At 51.9% G+C, this 22,309-nt stretch carries 19 protein-coding genes and 1 pseudogene; 15 read left to right on the top strand and 5 right to left on the bottom strand.

Annotated features, from left to right (window positions below):
• Positions 1-18: 18 nt before the first annotated feature.
• Positions 19-732 carry an acidic protein MsyB gene (gene msyB, locus LG381_RS00915; protein ID WP_225761918.1) on the bottom strand — a complete coding sequence of 238 codons (714 nt, stop codon included), beginning with the start codon at positions 730-732 and terminating at the stop codon, positions 19-21.
• 26 nt (positions 733-758) lie between these two features.
• The gene (locus LG381_RS00910) at positions 759-1,163 is read right to left on the bottom strand and encodes a DUF2541 family protein (protein WP_225761917.1); all 405 of its coding nucleotides are present in this window, start codon (positions 1,161-1,163) and stop codon (positions 759-761) included.
• Positions 1,164-1,538: 375 nt separating this feature from the next.
• Here LG381_RS00910 and dnaK point away from each other — a divergent pair, with 375 nt between their 5' ends.
• Both dnaK and dnaJ read left to right on the top strand, forming a co-directional pair.
• Positions 1,539-3,455: a molecular chaperone DnaK gene (dnaK, locus tag LG381_RS00905; protein WP_000516135.1), complete on the top strand. Its 1,917-nt coding sequence runs from the start codon at positions 1,539-1,541 to the stop codon at positions 3,453-3,455.
• Positions 3,456-3,543: 88 nt separating this feature from the next.
• Complete coding sequence (gene dnaJ / locus LG381_RS00900; protein ID WP_001118464.1) at positions 3,544-4,674, top strand: molecular chaperone DnaJ; 1,131 nt, start codon at positions 3,544-3,546, stop codon at positions 4,672-4,674.
• Between the two features lie 103 nt (positions 4,675-4,777).
• On the opposite strand, the gene mokC is transcribed toward dnaJ, so the two are convergent.
• Positions 4,778-4,930: a type I toxin-antitoxin system toxin MokC gene (gene mokC, locus LG381_RS00895; protein ID WP_000809168.1), complete on the bottom strand. Its 153-nt coding sequence runs from the start codon at positions 4,928-4,930 to the stop codon at positions 4,778-4,780.
• Between the two features lie 577 nt (positions 4,931-5,507).
• Between mokC and nhaA the strand changes: the two genes are divergently transcribed.
• Both nhaA and nhaR read left to right on the top strand, forming a co-directional pair.
• On the top strand, positions 5,508-6,674 hold the full coding sequence (gene nhaA / locus LG381_RS00890; RefSeq protein ID WP_000681376.1) for a Na+/H+ antiporter NhaA: 1,167 nt from the start codon (positions 5,508-5,510) through the stop codon (positions 6,672-6,674).
• Between the two features lie 58 nt (positions 6,675-6,732).
• Positions 6,733-7,638 (top strand): transcriptional activator NhaR, encoded by a 906-nt coding sequence (gene nhaR, locus LG381_RS00885; RefSeq protein WP_105290149.1) that lies wholly within the window; start codon positions 6,733-6,735, stop codon positions 7,636-7,638.
• 95 nt (positions 7,639-7,733) lie between these two features.
• On the opposite strand, the gene rpsT is transcribed toward nhaR, so the two are convergent.
• Positions 7,734-7,997 carry a 30S ribosomal protein S20 gene (gene rpsT, locus LG381_RS00880; protein ID WP_001274019.1) on the bottom strand — a complete coding sequence of 88 codons (264 nt, stop codon included), beginning with the start codon at positions 7,995-7,997 and terminating at the stop codon, positions 7,734-7,736.
• Between the two features lie 102 nt (positions 7,998-8,099).
• Here rpsT and LG381_RS00875 point away from each other — a divergent pair.
• From LG381_RS00875 to caiF, 11 genes and pseudogenes are all read left to right on the top strand, one after another.
• Positions 8,100-8,317: pseudogene (locus LG381_RS00875) on the top strand (DUF2575 domain-containing protein).
• A gap of 7 nt (positions 8,318-8,324) precedes the next feature.
• Positions 8,325-9,266 carry a bifunctional riboflavin kinase/FAD synthetase gene (gene ribF, locus LG381_RS00870; protein ID WP_032224365.1) on the top strand — a complete coding sequence of 314 codons (942 nt, stop codon included), beginning with the start codon at positions 8,325-8,327 and terminating at the stop codon, positions 9,264-9,266.
• Positions 9,267-9,308: 42 nt separating this feature from the next.
• Positions 9,309-12,125 (top strand): isoleucine--tRNA ligase, encoded by a 2,817-nt coding sequence (gene ileS, locus LG381_RS00865; protein ID WP_225761916.1) that lies wholly within the window; start codon positions 9,309-9,311, stop codon positions 12,123-12,125.
• Positions 12,125-12,619, top strand: a complete 495-nt coding sequence (gene lspA, locus LG381_RS00860) for a signal peptidase II (RefSeq protein ID WP_000083378.1) — start codon at positions 12,125-12,127, stop codon at positions 12,617-12,619. The genes ileS and lspA overlap by 1 nt, the downstream gene beginning before the upstream one ends.
• Positions 12,620-12,725: 106 nt before the next feature.
• Entirely contained in the window at positions 12,726-13,175 is a 450-nt protein-coding gene (fkpB, locus tag LG381_RS00855) for an FKBP-type peptidyl-prolyl cis-trans isomerase (protein ID WP_000004661.1), read from the top strand.
• Position 13,176: 1 nt separating this feature from the next.
• Entirely contained in the window at positions 13,177-14,127 is a 951-nt protein-coding gene (gene ispH, locus LG381_RS00850; RefSeq protein ID WP_001166392.1) for a 4-hydroxy-3-methylbut-2-enyl diphosphate reductase, read from the top strand.
• Between the two features lie 65 nt (positions 14,128-14,192).
• Entirely contained in the window at positions 14,193-15,107 is a 915-nt protein-coding gene (gene rihC, locus LG381_RS00845) for a ribonucleoside hydrolase RihC (protein WP_105280687.1), read from the top strand.
• Between the two features lie 166 nt (positions 15,108-15,273).
• Complete coding sequence (gene dapB, locus LG381_RS00840) at positions 15,274-16,095, top strand: 4-hydroxy-tetrahydrodipicolinate reductase (RefSeq protein ID WP_222680691.1); 822 nt, start codon at positions 15,274-15,276, stop codon at positions 16,093-16,095.
• A 456-nt stretch (positions 16,096-16,551) separates the two neighbouring features.
• Positions 16,552-17,700, top strand: coding sequence for a glutamine-hydrolyzing carbamoyl-phosphate synthase small subunit (carA, locus tag LG381_RS00835; protein WP_010345452.1), 1,149 nt, complete (start codon positions 16,552-16,554; stop codon positions 17,698-17,700).
• A 17-nt stretch (positions 17,701-17,717) separates the two neighbouring features.
• The gene (carB, locus tag LG381_RS00830; protein ID WP_001126394.1) at positions 17,718-20,939 is read left to right on the top strand and encodes a carbamoyl-phosphate synthase large subunit; all 3,222 of its coding nucleotides are present in this window, start codon (positions 17,718-17,720) and stop codon (positions 20,937-20,939) included.
• Positions 20,940-21,199: 260 nt separating this feature from the next.
• On the top strand, positions 21,200-21,595 hold the full coding sequence (gene caiF, locus LG381_RS00825) for a carnitine metabolism transcriptional regulator CaiF (protein WP_000333116.1): 396 nt from the start codon (positions 21,200-21,202) through the stop codon (positions 21,593-21,595).
• A gap of 118 nt (positions 21,596-21,713) precedes the next feature.
• Here caiF and caiE read toward each other — a convergent pair whose 3' ends face one another.
• Positions 21,714-22,304 (bottom strand): carnitine operon protein CaiE, encoded by a 591-nt coding sequence (gene caiE, locus LG381_RS00820; protein WP_085460304.1) that lies wholly within the window; start codon positions 22,302-22,304, stop codon positions 21,714-21,716.
• Positions 22,305-22,309 lie beyond the last annotated feature (5 nt).

Genomic DNA, 22,309 nt, shown 5'->3' with positions numbered 1-22,309 from the left:
TTTCCCCGGTTTCCGGTATCAGACCTGAGTGGCGCTAACCATCCGGCGCAGGCAGGCGATTTGCAGTACGGCTGGAATCGTCACGCGATAGGCGCTGCCGCTGACCGCTTTAACCCCATTTAGTGCCGCGCCTACAGGGCCTCCCAGCCCCGCGCCGCGCAGCAAACCATGCCCAAGTACGCTCATTGCTGCGTGGGTGCGTAAAATGCGGGTCAGTTGGCTGGAAAGCAAATGCGACACGCCTTTGGCCAGTTGCTTGTCTTTCATCAATAACGGCAGCAGCTCTTCCAGTTCGTTAACCTTCGTGTTGACGGTCTGCAAAAACTCCTTTTTATGCGTCTCGTCCATTTTCTTCCAGGTGTTGCGCAGAAAATGTTCGAGTAACTGTTGCTCAATTTCAAAGGTAGACATCTCTTTATCGGCTTTCAGTTTCAGCCGTTTGGAGACGTCGAGTAAAATAGCGCGATACCGTTTGCCGTGTCCGCGCAGTTTGTTAGCGATGCTATCGCCGCCGAAATGTTGTAATTCCCCGGCAATTAGCTGCCAGTTGCGGCGATGCTGCTCTGGATGCCCTTCCATCGATTTAAACAGTTCGTTGCGCATTAATACGCTGGACAGGCGGGTTTTGCCTTTTTCATTATGAGTGAGTAAGCGGGTAAAGTTTGCCAGCTGTTCTTCGCTGCAATGCTGTAGAAAATCTAAGTCCGAATCATGTAGATAATTGACGTTCATGTCATTGTGGCTTCTGTATTAAAAGATTAGTCGTCGCCGATAATTTTCAGCGTGGCCATATCCGATGAGTTCACCGTATGACCGGAAAAGGTGATTTTTGACACGCAGCGTTTGTTGTCGTTATCGCTGTTAATGTTGATCCAGCCGGTGGTTTGCCCTTCTTTGATTTCAGCCGGAATGTTCAGGCTTTGGCTGGCGCTACGGGTTGCTTTGAAATAAACCGACGCGGCGCTTAACTGTAAATCGCCATGATCGGCAGTGAGTTGTATGCGTTTTACAATGCGGCAAACGGGGAGTTTCAACGTCAGATCGTTGGTTTCGTTACGCGGCATGGCAATGACGCCGAGGATTTTATGGTCGTTGGCCTGCGCGGTGCAGCACAGCATCAGGCCGAGCACGAGGCTGGCGGAAATCATAAAAATGGATTTCATGAAGATTCTCTTAGCGGGGAGCAGTCGGGGGAAGAATAGCCACTAGTTTACTGCTGACGAAAAGAAGATTCAGGTGCGTAATCTTTTCTTTTTATTACAATTTTTTAGTGAATGATTTGTGTGAAATTCATTTTTTACGTGAATATTATTGCTCCCTTTTTTTCACTTCTTCCGGCATATCGTGAAATTTCTGCGCAAAAGCACAAAAAATTTTTGCATCTCCCCCTTGATGACGTGGGTTACGACCCCATTTAGTAGTCAACCGCAGTGAGTGAGTCTGCAAAAAAATGAAATTGGGCAGTTGAAACCAGACGTTTCGCCCCTATTACAGACTCACAACCACATGATGACCGAATATATAGTGGAGACGTTTAGATGGGTAAAATAATTGGTATCGACCTGGGGACTACCAACTCTTGTGTAGCGATTATGGATGGCACCACTCCTCGTGTGCTGGAGAACGCCGAAGGCGATCGCACCACGCCTTCTATCATTGCCTATACCCAGGATGGTGAAACTCTGGTTGGTCAGCCGGCTAAACGTCAGGCAGTGACGAACCCGCAAAACACCCTGTTTGCGATTAAACGCCTGATTGGCCGCCGCTTCCAGGACGAAGAAGTACAGCGTGATGTTTCCATCATGCCGTTCAAAATTATTGCTGCTGATAACGGCGACGCATGGGTCGAAGTTAAAGGCCAGAAAATGGCACCGCCGCAGATCTCTGCTGAAGTGCTGAAAAAAATGAAGAAAACTGCAGAAGATTACCTGGGCGAACCGGTAACTGAAGCAGTTATCACCGTACCGGCATACTTTAACGATGCTCAGCGTCAGGCAACCAAAGACGCAGGCCGTATCGCTGGTCTGGAAGTAAAACGTATCATCAACGAACCGACCGCTGCTGCACTGGCTTACGGTCTGGACAAAGGTACTGGCAACCGTACTATCGCGGTTTATGACCTGGGTGGTGGTACTTTCGATATTTCTATTATCGAAATCGACGAGGTTGACGGCGAAAAAACCTTCGAAGTTCTGGCAACCAACGGTGATACCCACCTGGGTGGTGAAGACTTCGACAGCCGTCTGATCAACTACCTGGTTGAAGAATTCAAGAAAGATCAGGGCATTGACCTGCGCAACGATCCGCTGGCAATGCAGCGCCTGAAAGAAGCGGCAGAAAAAGCGAAAATCGAACTGTCTTCCGCTCAGCAGACCGACGTTAACCTGCCGTACATCACCGCAGATGCGACTGGTCCGAAACACATGAACATCAAAGTGACTCGTGCAAAACTGGAAAGCCTGGTCGAAGACCTGGTGAACCGTTCCATCGAGCCGCTGAAAGTTGCTCTGCAGGATGCTGGCCTGTCCGTATCTGATATCGACGATGTTATCCTCGTTGGTGGTCAGACTCGTATGCCGATGGTTCAGAAGAAAGTTGCTGAGTTCTTTGGTAAAGAGCCGCGTAAAGACGTTAACCCGGACGAAGCTGTGGCAATCGGTGCTGCCGTACAGGGTGGTGTACTGACTGGCGACGTGAAAGACGTACTGCTGCTGGACGTTACCCCGCTGTCTCTGGGTATCGAAACCATGGGTGGTGTGATGACGACGCTTATCGCGAAAAACACCACTATCCCGACCAAGCACAGCCAGGTGTTCTCTACCGCTGAAGACAACCAGTCTGCGGTAACCATCCACGTGCTGCAGGGTGAACGTAAACGTGCGGCTGATAACAAATCTCTGGGTCAGTTCAACCTGGATGGTATCAACCCGGCTCCGCGCGGTATGCCGCAGATCGAAGTTACCTTCGATATCGATGCTGACGGTATCCTGCACGTTTCCGCGAAAGACAAAAACAGCGGTAAAGAGCAGAAGATCACCATCAAGGCTTCTTCTGGTCTGAACGAAGATGAAATCCAGAAAATGGTACGCGACGCGGAAGCTAACGCCGAAGCAGACCGTAAGTTTGAAGAGCTGGTACAGACTCGCAACCAGGGCGACCATCTGCTGCACAGCACCCGTAAGCAGGTTGAAGAAGCAGGCGACAAACTGCCGGCTGACGACAAAACTGCTATCGAGTCTGCGCTGACTGCACTGGAAACTGCTCTGAAAGGTGAAGACAAAGCCGCTATCGAAGCGAAAATGCAGGAACTGGCACAGGTTTCCCAGAAACTGATGGAAATCGCCCAGCAGCAACATGCACAGCAGCAGACTGCCGGTGCTGATGCTTCTGCAAACAACGCGAAAGATGACGATGTTGTCGACGCCGAGTTTGAAGAAGTCAAAGACAAAAAATAATCGCCCTATAAACGGGTAATTATACTGACACGGGCGAAGGGGATTTTCCTCTCCGCCCGTGCATTCATCTAGGGGCAAATCAAAAAAAATGGCTAAGCAAGATTATTACGAGATTTTAGGCGTTTCCAAAACAGCGGAAGAGCGTGAAATCAAAAAGGCCTATAAACGCCTGGCCATGAAATATCACCCGGACCGTAACCAGGGTGACAAAGAGGCCGAGGCGAAATTTAAAGAGATCAAGGAAGCTTATGAAGTTCTGACCGACTCGCAAAAACGCGCGGCATATGATCAGTACGGTCATGCGGCATTTGAGCAAGGCGGCATGGGCGGCGGTGGTTTTGGCGGCGGCGCAGACTTCAGCGATATTTTTGGTGACGTTTTCGGCGATATTTTTGGCGGCGGACGTGGTCGTCAACGTGCGGCGCGTGGTGCTGATTTACGCTATAACATGGAGCTCACCCTCGAAGAAGCTGTACGTGGCGTGACCAAAGAGATCCGCATTCCGACTCTGGAAGAGTGTGACGTTTGCCACGGTAGCGGTGCAAAGCCAGGTACACAGCCGCAGACCTGTCCGACCTGTCATGGTTCTGGTCAGGTGCAGATGCGCCAGGGCTTCTTTGCCGTGCAGCAGACCTGTCCGCACTGTCAGGGGCGCGGTACGCTTATCAAAGATCCGTGCAACAAATGCCATGGTCATGGTCGTGTTGAGCGTAGCAAAACGCTGTCCGTTAAAATCCCGGCAGGGGTGGACACTGGAGACCGCATCCGTCTTGCGGGCGAAGGTGAAGCAGGCGAGCATGGCGCACCGGCAGGCGATCTGTACGTTCAGGTTCAGGTTAAACAGCACCCGATTTTCGAGCGTGAAGGCAACAACCTGTATTGTGAAGTCCCGATCAACTTCGCTATGGCGGCGCTGGGCGGCGAAATCGAAGTGCCGACCCTTGATGGTCGCGTCAAGCTGAAAGTGCCTGGCGAAACCCAGACCGGTAAGTTGTTCCGTATGCGCGGTAAAGGCGTTAAGTCTGTTCGCGGCGGTGCACAGGGCGATTTGCTGTGCCGCGTTGTCGTCGAAACGCCGGTAGGTCTGAACGAGAAGCAGAAACAGCTGCTGCAAGAGCTGCAAGAAAGCTTCGGTGGCCCAACCGGCGAGCACAACAGCCCACGCTCAAAGAGCTTCTTTGATGGTGTGAAGAAGTTTTTTGACGACCTGACCCGCTAACCTCCCCAAAAGCCTGCCCGTGGGCAGGCCTGGGTAAAAATAGGGTGCGTTGAAGATATGCGAGCACCTGTAAAGTGGCGGGGATCACTCCCCGCCGTTGCTCTTACTCGGATTCGTAAGCCGTGAAAACAGCAACCTCCGTCTGGCCAGTTCGGATGTGAACCTCACAGAGGTCTTTTCTCGTTACCAGCGCCGCCACTACGGCGGTGATACAGATGACGATCAGGGCGACAATCATCGCCTTATGCTGCTTCATTGCTCTCTTCTCCTTGACCTTAAGGTCAGTAAGAGGCACTCTACATGTGTTCTGCATATAGGGGGCCTCGGGTTGATGGTAAAATATCACTCGGGGCTTTTCTCTATCTGCCATCCAGCTAATGCCTGAGACAGACAGCCTCAAGCACCCGCCGCTATTATACTGCTCACTTTAATCCATTCTGTTTTATCGATTCTAATCCTGAAGACGCCTCGCATTTTTATGGCGTAATTTTTAAAGGATTCAATTAATTAACGTTGATTTCTCCCTTTATTGCAATTATTGACAATAAGTTGGATATATTTGAAATATTGCCCTAACAAACAGCTCCGGCTTACAACAAATTACTTATTCCGAACAAACCCCTCAGAAATCTTGACATTAGGCTATGATTATCAGGGTTTGAGGTCATCAGCCACCGCTTTCGAGCGCCAACAACACTTCCTCTGCTGGTGACATAATCTTCTTTATAGATCGTTAAAAGCGAATTGTTCCTACACTATAATCTGATTTTAACGATGATTCGTGCAGAGTAAAATAGTAAAAACGATCTATTCACCTGAAAGAGAAATAAAAAGTGAAACATCTGCATCGATTCTTTAGCAGTGATGCCTCGGGAGGCATTATTCTCATCATTGCCGCTGTTCTGGCGATGATTATGGCCAATAGCGGTGCAACCAGTGGATGGTATCACGACTTTCTTGAGACGCCGGTTCAGCTGCGGGTAGGTTCTCTTGAAATCAATAAAAACATGCTGTTATGGATAAATGACGCGCTAATGGCGATATTTTTCCTGTTAGTTGGTCTGGAAGTTAAACGCGAGCTGATGCAAGGATCGCTGGCCAGTTTGCGCCAGGCTGCGTTTCCGGTTATTGCCGCAATCGGCGGGATGATTGTCCCGGCATTGCTCTATTTGGCCTTTAACTACGCCGATCCTATCACTCGTGAAGGGTGGGCAATCCCGGCGGCGACTGATATTGCCTTTGCCCTCGGTGTCCTGGCGTTATTGGGAAGCCGTGTACCGTTAGCACTGAAGATTTTTTTGATGGCGCTGGCTATTATCGACGATCTTGGAGCCATCATTATCATCGCCTTGTTTTACACTAATGACTTGTCAATGGCCTCTCTTGGTGTTGCTGCTGTAGCAATTGCGGTGCTCGCGGTGCTGAACATTTGTGGTGTTCGCCGCACGGGAGTTTATATTCTGGTCGGCGTGGTGTTGTGGACTGCAGTGTTGAAATCAGGCGTCCACGCAACGCTGGCAGGCGTCATTGTCGGTTTCTTTATTCCATTGAAAGAGAAGCATGGTCGTTCTCCGGCGAAGCGCCTGGAGCATGTATTGCATCCGTGGGTGGCTTATCTGATTTTGCCGTTGTTTGCTTTTGCCAATGCCGGCGTTTCTCTGCAAGGCGTGACGCTGGATGGCCTGACCTCCATCCTGCCATTAGGGATCATCGCCGGTTTGCTGATTGGCAAGCCGTTGGGTATTAGTTTGTTCTGCTGGCTGGCGCTGCGTTTGAAACTGGCGCATTTGCCGGAGGGAACCACTTATCAGCAAATTATGGCGGTTGGTATCCTGTGCGGTATCGGTTTTACTATGTCTATCTTTATCGCCAGCCTGGCTTTTGGTAGCGTAGATCCAGAACTGATTAACTGGGCGAAATTGGGCATTCTGGTTGGCTCAATCTCTTCGGCGGTAATTGGATATAGCTGGTTACGCATTCGTTTACGTCCATCAGTTTGACAGGACGATGTTCCGGGGAGCCATAAATGGCTCCCTTTTCATTCTATCAGGGAGAGAAATGAGCATGTCTCATATCAATTACAACCACTTGTATTACTTCTGGCATGTCTACAAAGAAGGCTCTGTGGTTGGCGCAGCGGAGGCGCTTTATTTAACACCACAAACCATTACCGGACAGATCCGGGCGCTGGAAGAGCGCCTGCAAGGGAAATTATTTAAGCGTAAAGGACGCGGTCTGGAACCCAGTGAACTGGGGGAACTGGTCTATCGCTATGCCGATAAAATGTTCACGTTAAGCCAGGAAATGCTGGATATCGTCAACTATCGTAAAGAGTCCAACTTATTGTTTGATGTTGGTGTGGCAGATGCCCTTTCCAAACGCCTGGTCAGCAGTGTTCTGGATGCAGCCGTTGTAGAAGACGAGCAGATCCATCTACGCTGTTTCGAATCGACGCACGAGATGCTGTTAGAGCAGTTGAGTCAGCATAAGCTGGATATGATCATCTCTGACTGTCCGATAGACTCCACCCAACAGGAAGGGCTGTTTTCCATGAAAATTGGCGAGTGTGGCGTCAGTTTCTGGTGCACTAACCCGCTGCCGGAAAAGCCGTTTCCTGCCTGTCTGGAAGAGCGTCGCTTACTTATTCCGGGGCGTCGCTCAATGTTGGGACGTAAGCTATTAAACTGGTTTAACTCTCAGGGCTTAAACGTTGAAATTCTGGGGGAGTTTGATGATGCGGCGTTGATGAAAGCCTTTGGGGCGACGCATAACGCTATTTTCGTTGCGCCTTCGCTATATGCCAATGATTTTTATAATGATAACTCGGTTGTGGAGATTGGGCGAGTTGAGAACGTCATGGAAGAGTACCATGCGATTTTTGCCGAAAGGATGATTCAACACCCTGCGGTACAGCGTATTTGCAATGCCGATTACTCTGCGCTGTTTACGCCAGCCACGAAATAACTATTCGTACTTTGCAGGCTGCAGTTTTGGCCTGCTGGAGACATAAAAAAACCCGCTTACGCGGGTTTTTTTACAAAGCTGACAACAAAAGGCGATTAAGCCAGTTTGTTGATCTGCGCAGTCAGGTTAGCCTTATGACGTGCAGCTTTGTTTTTGTGGATCAGACCTTTAGCAGCCTGACGGTCCACGATCGGTTGCATTTCGTTAAATGCTTTCAGTGCAGCAGCTTTGTCGCCAGCTTCGATAGCTGCGTATACTTTCTTGATGAAAGTACGCATCATAGAGCGACGGCTTGCGTTGTGCTTACGAGCCTTTTCAGACTGAATGGCGCGCTTCTTAGCTGATTTGATATTAGCCAAGGTCCAACTCCCAAATGTGTTCTATATGGACAATTCAAAGGCCGAGGAATATGCCCTTTTAGCCTTCTTTTGTCAATGGATTTGTGCAAATAAGCGCCGTTAATATGGCGGCGCTCGTTACGTAGTGATGGCGCAGGATTCTACCAGCTTGCGTGGTGTGAATACAGCTTTTCCGCGATAAAATTGCAGCAGGTCGTTAGTTTCTTACCGTGATTTGCGCCATGGCAATGAAAAGCCACTTCTTTCTGATTTCAGTACTCAATCGCCGGTTAACCTTGACCGCTGTACAAGGTATACTCGGACGATTTTCACTGTTTTGAGCCAGACATGAAGCTGATACGCGGCATACATAATCTCAGCCAGGCCCCGCAAGAAGGGTGTGTGCTGACTATTGGTAATTTCGACGGCGTGCATCGTGGTCATCGCGCGCTGTTGCAAGGGTTGCAGGAAGAAGGGCGCAAGCGCAACTTACCGGTGATGGTGATGATTTTTGAGCCTCAACCGCTGGAACTGTTTGCTACCGACAAAGCCCCGGCACGTCTGACCCGACTGCGGGAAAAGCTGCGTTACCTTGCAGAGTGTGGCGTTGATTACGTGCTGTGCGTGCGTTTCGACAGACGTTTCGCGGCGTTAACCGCGCAAAATTTCATCAGCGATCTTCTGGTGAAGCATTTGCGGGTAAAATTTCTGGCTGTTGGTGATGATTTCCGCTTTGGCGCTGGTCGTGAAGGTGATTTCTTGTTATTACAGAAAGCGGGCGCGGAATACGGCTTCGACATCACCAGTACGCAAACTTTTTGCGAAGGCGGCGTGCGTATCAGCAGTACCGCTGTGCGTCAGGCATTGGCAGATGACAACCTTGCTCTGGCGGAAAGTTTACTGGGGCACCCGTTTGCCATTTCCGGGCGCGTTGTCCACGGTGATGAATTAGGGCGCACTATAGGTTTCCCGACGGCGAATGTACCGCTACGCCGTCAGGTTTCCCCGGTGAAAGGGGTTTATGCGGTAGAAGTGCTGGGCCTCGGTGAAAAGCCGTTACCCGGCGTGGCAAACATCGGAACACGCCCAACGGTTGCCGGTATTCGCCAGCAGCTGGAAGTGCATTTGTTAGATGTTGCAATGGACCTGTACGGTCGCCATATACAAGTAGTGCTGCGTAAAAAAATACGCAGTGAGCAGCGATTTGCGTCGCTGGACGAACTGAAAGCGCAGATTGCGCGTGATGAATTAACCGCCCGCGAATTTTTTGGGCTAACAAAACCGGCTTAAGCCTGTTATGTAATCAAACCGAAATACGGAACCGAGAATCTGATGAGTGACTATAAATCAACCCTGAATTTGCCGGAAACAGGGTTCCCGATGCGTGGCGATCTCGCCAAGCGCGAACCGGGAATGCTGGCGCGTTGGACTGATGATGATCTGTACGGCATCATCCGTGCGGCTAAAAAAGGCAAAAAAACCTTCATTCTGCATGATGGCCCTCCATATGCGAATGGCAGCATTCATATTGGTCACTCGGTTAACAAGATTCTGAAAGACATAATCATCAAGTCCAAAGGGCTTTCCGGTTATGACTCGCCGTATGTGCCAGGCTGGGACTGCCACGGTCTGCCGATCGAACTGAAAGTAGAGCAAGAATACGGTAAACCGGGTGAGAAATTCACCGCCGCCGAGTTCCGCGCCAAGTGCCGCGAATACGCTGCGACCCAGGTTGACGGTCAGCGCAAAGACTTTATTCGTCTGGGCGTGCTGGGCGACTGGTCGCACCCGTACCTGACTATGGACTTCAAAACTGAAGCCAACATCATCCGCGCGCTGGGCAAAATCATCGGCAACGGCCATTTGCACAAAGGTGCGAAGCCGGTGCACTGGTGCGTTGACTGCCGTTCTGCGCTGGCAGAAGCGGAAGTTGAGTATTACGACAAAACCTCTCCGTCCATCGACGTTGCTTTCCAGGCAGTCGATCAGGATGCGCTGAAAGCGAAATTTGGCGTCAGTAACGTTAACGGCCCAATCTCGCTGGTTATCTGGACGACTACGCCGTGGACTCTGCCTGCGAACCGCGCAATCTCTATTGCACCGGATTTCGACTATGCGCTGGTGCAGATCGACGGTCAGGCCGTGATTCTGGCGAAAGATCTGGTTGAAAGCGTAATGCAACGTATCGGCGTTACCGATTACACCATTCTCGGCACGGTGAAAGGTGCAGAGCTTGAGCTGCTGCGCTTTACTCATCCGTTTATGGGCTTCGACGTTCCCGCAATCCTCGGCGATCACGTTACCCTGGATGCCGGTACTGGTGCTGTTCACACCGCGCCTGGCCACGGCCCGGACGACTATGTGATTGGTCAGAAATACGGCCTGGAAACAGCTAACCCGGTTGGTCCGGACGGCACTTATCTGCCGGGTACTTACCCGACGCTGGATGGTGTGAACGTCTTCAAAGCGAACGACATCGTCGTTGCGCTGTTGCAGGAAAAAGGCGCGCTGCTGCACGTTGAGAAAATGCAGCATAGCTATCCGTGCTGCTGGCGTCACAAAACGCCGATCATCTTCCGCGCGACGCCGCAGTGGTTCGTCAGCATGGATCAGAAAGGTCTGCGTGCGCAGTCACTGAAAGAGATCAAAGGCGTGCAGTGGATCCCGGACTGGGGTCAGGCGCGTATCGAGTCGATGGTCGCTAACCGTCCTGACTGGTGTATCTCCCGTCAGCGTACCTGGGGCGTACCGATGTCACTGTTCGTGCACAAAGACACTGAAGAGCTGCATCCGCGTACTCTCGAACTGATGGAAGAAGTGGCAAAACGCGTTGAAGTTGATGGCATTCAGGCGTGGTGGGATCTTGATGCGAAAGAGATCCTCGGCGACGAAGCTGACCAGTACGTGAAAGTGCCTGATACGCTGGATGTGTGGTTTGACTCTGGATCTACCCACTCTTCCGTTGTTGACGTGCGTCCGGAATTTGCCGGCCACGCTGCGGACATGTATCTGGAAGGTTCTGACCAACACCGTGGTTGGTTCATGTCTTCCCTGATGATCTCCACTGCGATGAAAGGCAAAGCGCCGTATCGTCAGGTACTGACTCACGGCTTTACCGTGGATGGTCAGGGTCGCAAGATGTCTAAATCCATCGGCAACACCGTTTCGCCGCAGGATGTGATGAACAAACTTGGCGCGGATATTCTGCGTCTGTGGGTGGCATCAACCGACTACACTGGCGAAATGGCTGTTTCTGACGAGATCCTGAAACGTGCTGCTGACAGCTATCGTCGTATCCGTAACACCGCGCGCTTCCTGCTGGCAAACCTCAATGGTTTCGATCCAGCAAAAGATATGGTGAAACCGGAAGAGATGGTGGTACTGGATCGCTGGGCCGTAGGTTGTGCGAAAGCGGCACAGGACGACATCCTCAAGGCGTACGAAGCATACGATTTCCACGAAGTGGTACAGCGTCTGATGCGCTTCTGCTCCGTTGAGATGGGTTCCTTCTACCTCGACATCATCAAAGACCGTCAGTACACCGCCAAAGCGGATAGCGTGGCGCGTCGTAGCTGCCAGACTGCGCTGTATCATATCGCAGAAGCGCTGGTGCGCTGGATGGCGCCGATCCTCTCCTTCACCGCTGATGAAGTGTGGGGCTACCTGCCGGGCGAGCGTGAAAAATACGTCTTCACCGGTGAGTGGTACGAAGGCCTGTTTGGTCTGGCAGACAGCGAAGCGATGAACGATGCATTCTGGGACGAGCTGCTGAAAGTGCGTGGCGAAGTGAACAAAGTCATCGAGCAGGCTCGTGCGGATAAGAAAGTCGGCGGTTCTCTGGAAGCGGCAGTGACCCTGTACGCGGAACCCGAACTGGCGGCGAAACTGACCGCGCTGGGTGATGAATTACGATTTGTCCTGTTGACCTCTGGCGCTGCCGTTGCAGACTATAACGACGCACCTGCTGATGCGCAGCAGAGCGAAGTACTCAAAGGGCTGAAAGTCGCGTTGAGTAAAGCCGAAGGTGATAAGTGCCCACGCTGCTGGCACTACACCCAGGATGTCGGCAAGGTGGCGGAACACGCAGAAATCTGCGGCCGCTGTGTCAGCAACGTCGCCGGCGACGGTGAAAAACGTAAGTTTGCCTGATGAGTCAATCGATCTGTTCAACAGGGCTACGCTGGCTGTGGCTGGTGGTAGTCGTGCTGATTATCGATCTGGGCAGCAAATACCTGATCCTCCAGAACTTTGCTCTGGGGGATACGGTTCCGCTGTTCCCGTCGCTTAATCTGCATTATGCGCGTAACTATGGCGCGGCGTTTAGTTTCCTTGCCGATAGCGGCGGCTGGCAGCGTTGGTTTTTTGCCGGTATTGCGATTGGTATTAGTGTGATCCTGACGGTGATGATGTATCGCTCGAAGGCTACGCAAAAGCTAAACAATATCGCTTACGCGCTGATTATTGGCGGCGCACTGGGCAACCTGTTCGACCGTCTGTGGCACGGCTTTGTGGTCGATATGATCGACTTCTACGTCGGCGACTGGCATTTCGCCACCTTCAACCTCGCCGATAGCGCAATCTGTGTCGGTGCGGCATTGATTGTGCTGGAAGGTTTTTTACCTTCTAAAGCGAAAAAACAATAATAAACCCTGCCGGATGCGATGCTGACGCATCTTATCCGGCCTACCGATTGCTGCGAAATCGTAGGCCGCATCCGGCAAAAATCCTCAAATACAAGAGCAAACCTGCATGTCTGAATCTGTACAGAGCAATAGCGCCGTCCTGGTGCACTTCACGCTAAAACTCGATGATGGCACTACCGCCGAGTCTACCCGCAACAACGGTAAACCGGCGCTGTTCCGCCTGGGTGATGCTTCTCTTTCCGAAGGGCTGGAGCAACATCTGCTGGGGCTGAAAGTGGGCGATAAAACCACCTTCACGCTGGAGCCAGATGCGGCGTTTGGCGTGCCCTCACCAGACCTGATTCAGTACTTCTCCCGCCGTGAGTTTATGGATGCAGGCGAGCCAGAAATTGGCGCAATCATGCTTTTTACCGCAATGGATGGCAGTGAGATGCCTGGCGTAATCCGCGAAATTAACGGCGACTCCATTACCGTTGATTTCAACCATCCGCTGGCCGGGCAGACCGTTCATTTTGATATTGAAGTGCTGGAAATCGATCCGGCACTGGAGGCGTAACATGCAGATCCTGTTGGCCAACCCGCGTGGTTTTTGTGCCGGGGTAGACCGCGCTATCAGCATTGTTGAAAATGCGCTGGCCATTTACGGCGCACCGATATATGTCCGTCACGAAGTGGTGCATAACCGCTACGTGGTCGATAGCCTGCGCGAGCGTGGGGCTATCTTTATTGAGCAGATTAGCGAAGTACCGGACGGCGCGATCCTGATTTTCTCCGCACACGGTGTTTCTCAGGCGGTACGTAACGAAGCGAAAAGCCGTGATTTGACGGTATTCGACGCCACCTGTCCGCTGGTGACCAAAGTGCATATGGAAGTCGCCCGCGCCAGCCGTCGTGGCGAAGAATCTATTCTCATCGGTCACGCCGGGCACCCGGAAGTTGAAGGGACGATGGGGCAGTACAGCAACCCGGAAGGGGGAATGTATCTGGTCGAATCGCCAGACGATGTGTGGAAGCTGACGGTCAAAAACGAAGAGAAACTCTCCTTTATGACCCAGACCACGCTGTCGGTGGATGACACGTCTGATGTTATCGACGCGCTGCGTAAACGCTTCCCGAAAATTGTCGGGCCGCGCAAAGATGACATTTGTTACGCCACTACCAACCGTCAGGAAGCAGTACGCGCCCTGGCAGAGCAGGCGGAAGTTGTGCTGGTGGTCGGTTCGAAAAACTCCTCCAACTCCAACCGTCTGGCGGAACTGGCACAGCGTATGGGCAAACGCGCGTTTTTAATTGACGATGCGGCAGATATCCAGGAAGAGTGGGTGAAAGAAGCGAAATGCGTCGGTGTGACTGCGGGCGCATCAGCTCCGGATATTCTGGTACAGAACGTCGTCGCACGTTTACAGCAGCTTGGCGGTGGTGAAGCCATTTCGCTTGAAGGCCGTGAAGAAAACATTGTTTTCGAAGTGCCGAAAGAGCTGCGTGTCGATATTCGTGAAGTTGATTAAGTCATTAGCAGCCTAAGTTATGCGAAAATGCCGGTCTTATTACCGGCATTTTTTATGGAGAAAACATGCGCTTGCCGATTTTTTTGGATACCGACCCTGGTATCGACGATGCCGCAGCGATTGCTGCCGCGATCTTTGCCCCACAACTCGATCTCCAATTGATGACGACTGTCGGAGGCAATGTATCGGTGCAGAAAACTACCCGAAATGCGCTGCAATTGCTGCATTTCTGGGATGCGGATATCCCACTCGCCCAGGGGGCGGCAACACCGTTGGTACGCGCACCGCGTGATGCGTCTTATGTTCATGGCGAATCCGGCATGGATGGTTATGACTTCGTTGAGCACAATCGAAAACCACTGGAGAAACCGGCGTTTCTGGCGATTCGTGATGCGCTAATGTGCGCGCCTGAACCCGTTACCCTGGTGGCGATCGGGCCGTTGACGAATATCGCGCTATTGCTTTCACAGTGCCCGGAATGCAAACCGCATATTCGTCGTCTGGTGATCATGGGCGGTTCTGCCGGTCGTGGCAATTTCACGCCGAATGCCGAGTTTAATATTGCGATTGATCCTGAAGCGGCGGCCCAGGTCTTCCAGAGCGGACTGGAGATTGTGATGTGTGGCCTGGACGTCACCAATCAGGCGATGCTCACTCCCGAATATCTCACCACACTACCGGAATTGAATCGCACCGGAAAAATGCTTCATGCACTGTTTAGTCACTACCGCAGCGGCAGTATGCAAAGTGGCCTGCGAATGCACGATCTCTGTGCCATTGCCTGGCTGGTTCGCCCGGACTTGTTCACTCTCAAGCCGTGTTTTGTGGCGGTAGAAACACAAGGTGAATTTACTACGGGTACGACAGTCGTCGATATTGACGGTCGGCTGGATAAACCGGCAAATGTTCAGGTTGCGCTGGATCTGGACGTGAAAGGTTTCCAGCAGTGGGTGGCGGAGGTGCTGGCGCTGGCGCCGTAACCTGTCACATGTTATCGGCATGTAGTCATTCACTGACTCATGCCTTTCACTGATATCCCTCCCTGTTTATCATTAATTTCTAATTATCAGCGTTTTTGGCTGGCGGCGTAGCGATGCGCTGGTTACTCTGAAAACGGTCTATGCAAATTAACAAAAGAGAATAGCTATGCATGATGCAAACATCCGCGTTGCCATCGCGGGAGCCGGGGGGCGTATGGGCCGCCAGTTGATTCAGGCGGCGCTGGCATTAGAGGGCGTGCAGCTTGGCGCGGCGCTGGAACGCGAAGGATCTTCTTTACTGGGCAGCGATGCTGGCGAACTGGCTGGAGCAGGAAAAACCGGCGTTATCGTACAAAGCAGCCTTGATGTTGTAAAAGATGATTTTGATGTGTTTATCGATTTTACCCGTCCGGAAGGTACGCTGAACCATCTCGCTTTTTGCCGCCAACATGGCAAAGGGATGGTGATTGGCACCACGGGTTTTGATGACGCAGGTAAACAGGCGATTGGTGAAGCTGCCAAAGATATTGCGATTGTCTTTGCCGCCAACTTTAGCGTCGGTGTCAACGTCATGCTTAAGTTGCTGGAGAAAGCGGCTCAGGTCATGGGTGACTACACTGATATCGAAATTATCGAAGCGCATCATCGACATAAAGTCGATGCGCCGTCAGGCACTGCGCTGGCGATGGGGGAAGCGATTGCCCATGCGTTGGATAAAGATCTGAAAGATTGTGCCGTTTACAGCCGCGAAGGGCATACCGGTGAACGCGTTCCCGGAACGATAGGTTTTGCCACCGTCCGCGCCGGAGACATTGTGGGCGAGCATACTGCGATGTTTGCCGATATTGGTGAGCGTCTGGAGATCACTCATAAGGCTTCCAGCCGCATGACATTTGCTAACGGCGCAGTAAGATCGGCATTGTGGCTGAGTGGCAAGAAAAGTGGCCTTTTTGATATGAGAGATGTGCTTGATCTCAATAAATTGTAACCACAAAACATTTGTAATGGCGCAAAAATAACACATTTAATTTATTGATTATAAAGGGCTTTAATTTTTAGCCCTTTTATTTTTGGTGTTATGTTTTTGAATTTTATTCAAGTGCTAAAAATTACATGTTTTGTCTTCTGCTTTTGTTGTTTTAATGTAAATTTTGACCATCTGGTCCACTTTTTTTCTTCGTGTTCTTTGTTTACACATTCTTCTCGCTGCGCAAGCGTTTTCCAGACCTTGTTAGATTGTGTTTTTGTCGCTTAGTGCCTGTAAAACATGTGTGAGGCATAAAATTATATAATAAATCCCGCTATTGAGTTGACTTTTAGCGCCCATATCTCCAGAATGCCGCCGTTTGCCAGAAATTCGTCGGTAAGCAGATTTGCATTGATTCATCGCATCATTGTGAATTAATATGCAAATAAAGTGAGTGAATATTCTCTGGAGGGTGTTTTGATTAAGTCAGCGCTATTGGTTCTGGAAGACGGAACCCAGTTTCACGGTCGGGCCATAGGGGCAACAGGTTCGGCGGTTGGGGAAGTCGTTTTCAATACTTCAATGACCGGTTATCAAGAAATCCTCACTGATCCTTCCTATTCTCGTCAAATCGTTACTCTTACTTATCCCCATATTGGCAATGTCGGCACTAATGACGCCGATGAAGAATCTTCTCAGGTACATGCACAAGGTCTGGTGATTCGCGACCTGCCGCTGATTGCCAGCAACTTCCGTAATACCGAAGACCTCTCTTCTTACCTGAAGCGCCATAACATCGTAGCGATTGCCGATATCGATACCCGTAAGCTGACGCGTTTACTGCGCGAGAAAGGCGCACAGAACGGCTGCATCATCGCGGGCGACAACCCGGATGCGGCGCTGGCATTAGAAAAAGCCCGCGCGTTCCCTGGCCTCAATGGTATGGATCTGGCAAAAGAAGTGACTACCGCAGAAGCCTATAGCTGGACACAAGGGAGTTGGACGCTGACCGGCGGCCTGCCAGAAGCGAAAAAAGAAGACGAGCTGCCGTTCCACGTCGTGGCTTATGATTTCGGTGCCAAGCGCAACATCCTGCGGATGCTGGTGGACAGAGGCTGTCGCCTGACCATCGTTCCGGCGCAAACCTCTGCGGAAGACGTGTTGAAAATGAATCCGGACGGTATCTTCCTCTCCAACGGCCCTGGCGATCCGGCACCGTGCGATTACGCCATTACCGCCATCCAGAAATTCCTCGAAACCGACATCCCGGTATTTGGTATCTGCCTCGGTCATCAGCTGCTGGCGCTGGCAAGTGGGGCGAAGACCATCAAAATGAAATTTGGTCACCACGGCGGCAACCATCCGGTGAAAGATATTGAGAAAAACGTGGTGATGATCACCGCCCAGAACCACGGTTTTGCGGTGGACGAAGCAACATTACCTGCAAACCTGCGTGTTACACATAAATCCCTGTTCGACGGTACGTTACAAGGGATTCATCGCACCGATAAACCGGCGTTCAGCTTCCAGGGGCACCCTGAAGCCAGCCCTGGTCCACACGACGCAGCGCCGTTGTTCGACCACTTTATCGAGTTAATTGAGCAGTACCGTAAAACCGCTAAGTAATCAGGAGTAAAAGAGCCATGCCAAAACGTACAGATATAAAAAGTATCCTGATTCTGGGTGCGGGCCCGATTGTTATCGGTCAGGCGTGTGAGTTTGACTACTCTGGCGCGCAAGCATGTAAAGCCCTTCGCGAAGAGGGTTACCGCGTCATTCTGGTGAACTCCAACCCGGCGACCATCATGACCGACCCGGAAATGGCTGATGCGACCTACATCGAGCCGATTCACTGGGAAGTGGTGCGCAAGATTATTGAAAAAGAGCGCCCGGACGCGGTGCTGCCAACGATGGGCGGTCAGACGGCGCTGAACTGTGCGCTTGAGCTTGAGCGTCAGGGCGTGCTGGAAGAGTTCGGCGTCACCATGATTGGTGCTACCGCCGACGCGATTGATAAAGCAGAAGACCGCCGCCGTTTCGACGTGGCGATGAAGAAAATCGGCCTTGAAACCGCGCGTTCTGGTATCGCACATACTATGGAAGAGGCGCTGGCGGTTGCCGCTGAAGTTGGCTTCCCGTGCATCATTCGACCTAGCTTTACTATGGGCGGTAGTGGTGGCGGTATCGCCTATAACCGCGAAGAGTTTGAAGAAATTTGCGCCCGTGGTCTGGATCTCTCCCCGACCAAAGAGTTGCTGATTGATGAGTCGCTGATCGGCTGGAAAGAGTACGAGATGGAAGTGGTGCGTGATAAAAACGACAACTGCATCATCGTCTGCTCTATCGAAAACTTCGATGCGATGGGCATCCACACCGGTGACTCCATCACTGTGGCGCCAGCCCAGACGCTGACCGACAAAGAATATCAAATCATGCGTAACGCCTCGATGGCGGTACTGCGTGAAATTGGCGTTGAAACCGGCGGTTCCAACGTTCAGTTTGCGGTTAACCCGAAAAACGGTCGCCTGATTGTTATCGAAATGAACCCGCGTGTGTCGCGTTCTTCGGCGCTGGCATCGAAAGCCACCGGCTTCCCGATTGCCAAAGTGGCGGCGAAACTGGCGGTGGGTTACACCCTTGACGAGCTGATGAACGACATCACCGGCGGGCGTACTCCGGCTTCCTTCGAACCGTCCATCGACTACGTGGTTACTAAAATTCCTCGCTTCAACTTCGAGAAATTCGCCGGTGCGAACGACCGTCTGACCACCCAGATGAAATCGGTTGGCGAAGTAATGGCGATTGGTCGCACGCAGCAGGAATCCTTGCAAAAAGCCCTGCGCGGCCTGGAAGTCGGTGCGACCGGCTTCGACCCGAAAGTGAGCCTCGACGACCCGGAAGCCCTGACCAAAATCCGCCGCGAACTGAAAGATGCTGGCGCAGAGCGTATCTGGTACATCGCCGATGCCTTCCGTGCGGGCTTGTCTGTAGACGGCGTTTTCAACCTGACCAACATTGATCGCTGGTTCCTGGTGCAAATTGAAGAGCTGGTGCGTCTGGAAGAGAAAGTGGCAGAAGTGGGCATCACTGGCCTGAACGCTGACTTCCTGCGCCAGCTAAAACGCAAAGGCTTTGCTGATGCGCGTCTGGCAAAACTGGCGGGCGTGCGTGAAGCGGAAATCCGCAAGCTGCGCGACCAGTATGACCTACATCCGGTCTACAAACGTGTGGATACCTGTGCGGCAGAGTTCGCTACCGACACCGCTTACATGTACTCCACTTATGAAGAAGAGTGCGAAGCGAATCCGTCTACTGACCGTGAAAAAATCATGGTGCTCGGCGGCGGCCCGAACCGTATCGGTCAGGGTATCGAATTCGACTACTGCTGCGTACACGCCTCGCTGGCGCTGCGTGAAGATGGTTACGAAACCATTATGGTTAACTGTAACCCGGAAACTGTCTCTACCGACTACGACACGTCCGACCGTCTCTACTTTGAGCCGGTAACCCTGGAAGATGTGCTGGAAATCGTGCGTATTGAGAAGCCGAAAGGCGTTATCGTCCAGTACGGCGGTCAGACCCCGCTGAAACTGGCGCGCGCACTGGAAGCCGCTGGCGTACCGGTTATCGGCACCAGCCCGGATGCCATCGACCGCGCGGAAGACCGTGAACGCTTCCAGCACGCGGTTGACCGTCTGAAACTGAAACAACCGGCGAACGCTACCGTTACCGCTATTGAAATGGCGGTTGAGAAGGCGAAAGAGATTGGCTACCCGCTGGTGGTGCGCCCATCTTACGTTCTCGGCGGTCGGGCGATGGAAATCGTCTACGATGAAGCCGACCTGCGCCGTTACTTCCAGACGGCGGTGAGTGTCTCTAACGATGCGCCGGTGCTGCTGGATCATTTCCTTGATGACGCGGTAGAAGTTGATGTGGACGCCATCTGCGACGGCGAAATGGTGCTGATTGGCGGCATCATGGAGCACATCGAGCAGGCAGGCGTGCACTCCGGCGACTCCGCGTGTTCTCTGCCTGCGTACACACTGAGCCAGGAAATTCAGGATGTGATGCGCCAGCAGGTGCAGAAACTGGCCTTCGAATTGCAGGTGCGCGGTCTGATGAACGTGCAGTTTGCAGTGAAAAACAACGAAGTCTACCTGATTGAAGTTAACCCGCGTGCGGCGCGTACCGTTCCGTTCGTCTCCAAAGCCACCGGTGTACCGCTGGCAAAAGTGGCGGCGCGCGTGATGGCTGGCAAATCGCTGGCTGAGCAGGGCGTAACTAAAGAAGTTATCCCGCCGTACTACTCGGTGAAAGAAGTGGTGCTGCCGTTCAACAAATTCCCCGGCGTTGACCCGCTGTTAGGGCCAGAAATGCGCTCCACCGGGGAAGTGATGGGCGTCGGTCGCACCTTCGCTGAAGCGTTTGCTAAAGCGCAACTGGGTAGTAACTCCACCATGAAGAAACACGGTCGTGCGCTGCTCTCCGTGCGTGAAGGCGACAAAGAACGCGTGGTTGATCTGGCGGCAAAACTGCTGAAACAGGGCTTCGAGCTGGATGCGACCCACGGCACGGCGATTGTGCTGGGTGAAGCGGGTATTAATCCGCGTCTGGTGAACAAGGTGCATGAAGGTCGTCCGCACATTCAGGATCGTATTAAGAATGGCGAATATACCTACATCATCAACACCACGTCAGGTCGTCGCGCGATTGAAGACTCCCGCGTGATTCGTCGCAGCGCGCTGCAATATAAAGTACATTACGACACCACCCTGAACGGCGGTTTTGCTACCGCGATGGCACTGAATGCAGATGCGACCGAAAAAGTTATTTCGGTACAGGAAATGCACGCGCAGATCAAATAATAGCGTGTCATGGCAGATATTTTTTATCCGCCAATTTGATCGAATAACTAATACGGTTCTCTGATGAGAACCGTTTTTTTTACCAGTAAGGATAATCTTTCCGGGAAACTCTATTTTTGATGATGTAAGCAGGATTTAGCTCACACTTATTGACAGGGAAGTTGCATACTATCGATATATCCACAATTTTAATATGGCCTTGTTTGATTGCTTCAAAACGAGTCATAGCCAGACTTTTAATTTGTGAAACTGGAGTTCGTATGTGTGAAGGATATGTTGAAAAACCACTCTATTTGTTAATCGCCGAATGGATGATGGCTGAAAATCGCTGGGTGATAGCAAGAGAGATCTCTATTCATTTCGATATTGAACACAGCAAGGCGATTAATACCCTAACTTATATTTTGTCGGAAGTCGCAGAAATAAGCTGCGAAGTTAAGATGATCCCTAATAAGCTGGAAGGGCGGGGATGTCAGTGCCAGCGACTGGTTAAAGTGGTCGATATTGATGAGCAAATTTACGCGCGCCTGCGCAATAACAGCCGGGAAAAATTAGTCGGCGTAAGAAAGACGCCGCGTATTCCTGCCGTTCCGCTCACAGAACTTAACCGTGAGCAGAAGTGGCAGATGATGTTGTCGAAGAGTATGCGTCGTTAATTTAATTTCGTTGATACCGTGCGGCCTGGTTGCCGGATGCGATGCTGGCGCATCTTATCCGGCCTACGGTTGCGCTCCTGGTTGGTCGGATAAGGCGTTTACGCCGCATCCGATGATGTTACCGCTTTGGCGTCACATCCGTCGTCCCCTGCAAACGGGGACGATTTTCCTCCATTTGCCTCAACGGTTGCGTTTCATGTAACGCTGCATGGCAGCGCCCGACAAGATCCTGATACTCTTTGGTATTCAATTGCTTCCAGTGCAACTCGTCATCGCTGACGCTGCGCACGGCACGGGCTGGCGTGCCCATCAACAACTGGCGTTTCTCGCCGCGAAAGCCTGCTTTGACAAAGCTCATGGCGGCAACAATGCTCTCTTCGCCAATGACCGCGCCATCCATAATCACGCTGTTCATCCCGACCAATGCATCACGACCGATCACACAGCCATGCAGGATCGCGCCATGACCGATATGACCGTTTTCCCCGACAATGGTGTCAGTATCGCTGTAGCCATGCATAATGCAGCCATCCTGAATATTGGCTCCCGCTTGCACAATCAGTCGTCCGTAATCACCACGCAGCGAGGCGAGGGGACCGATGTAGACACCGGCTCCCACAATTACATCGCCAATCAATACCGCACTGGGATGGACAAACGCCGTCGGGTGAACCACCGGAATTAATCCCTCAAAGGCGTAATAGCTCACGGTTA

This window comes from Escherichia sp. Marseille-Q3837, assembly GCF_916618735.1.
GTDB lineage: Bacteria > Pseudomonadota > Gammaproteobacteria > Enterobacterales > Enterobacteriaceae > Escherichia > Escherichia ruysiae.
The sequence above is the reverse complement of the archived record's forward strand: the minus strand, read 5'-3'. Positions and strand labels throughout refer to the sequence as shown.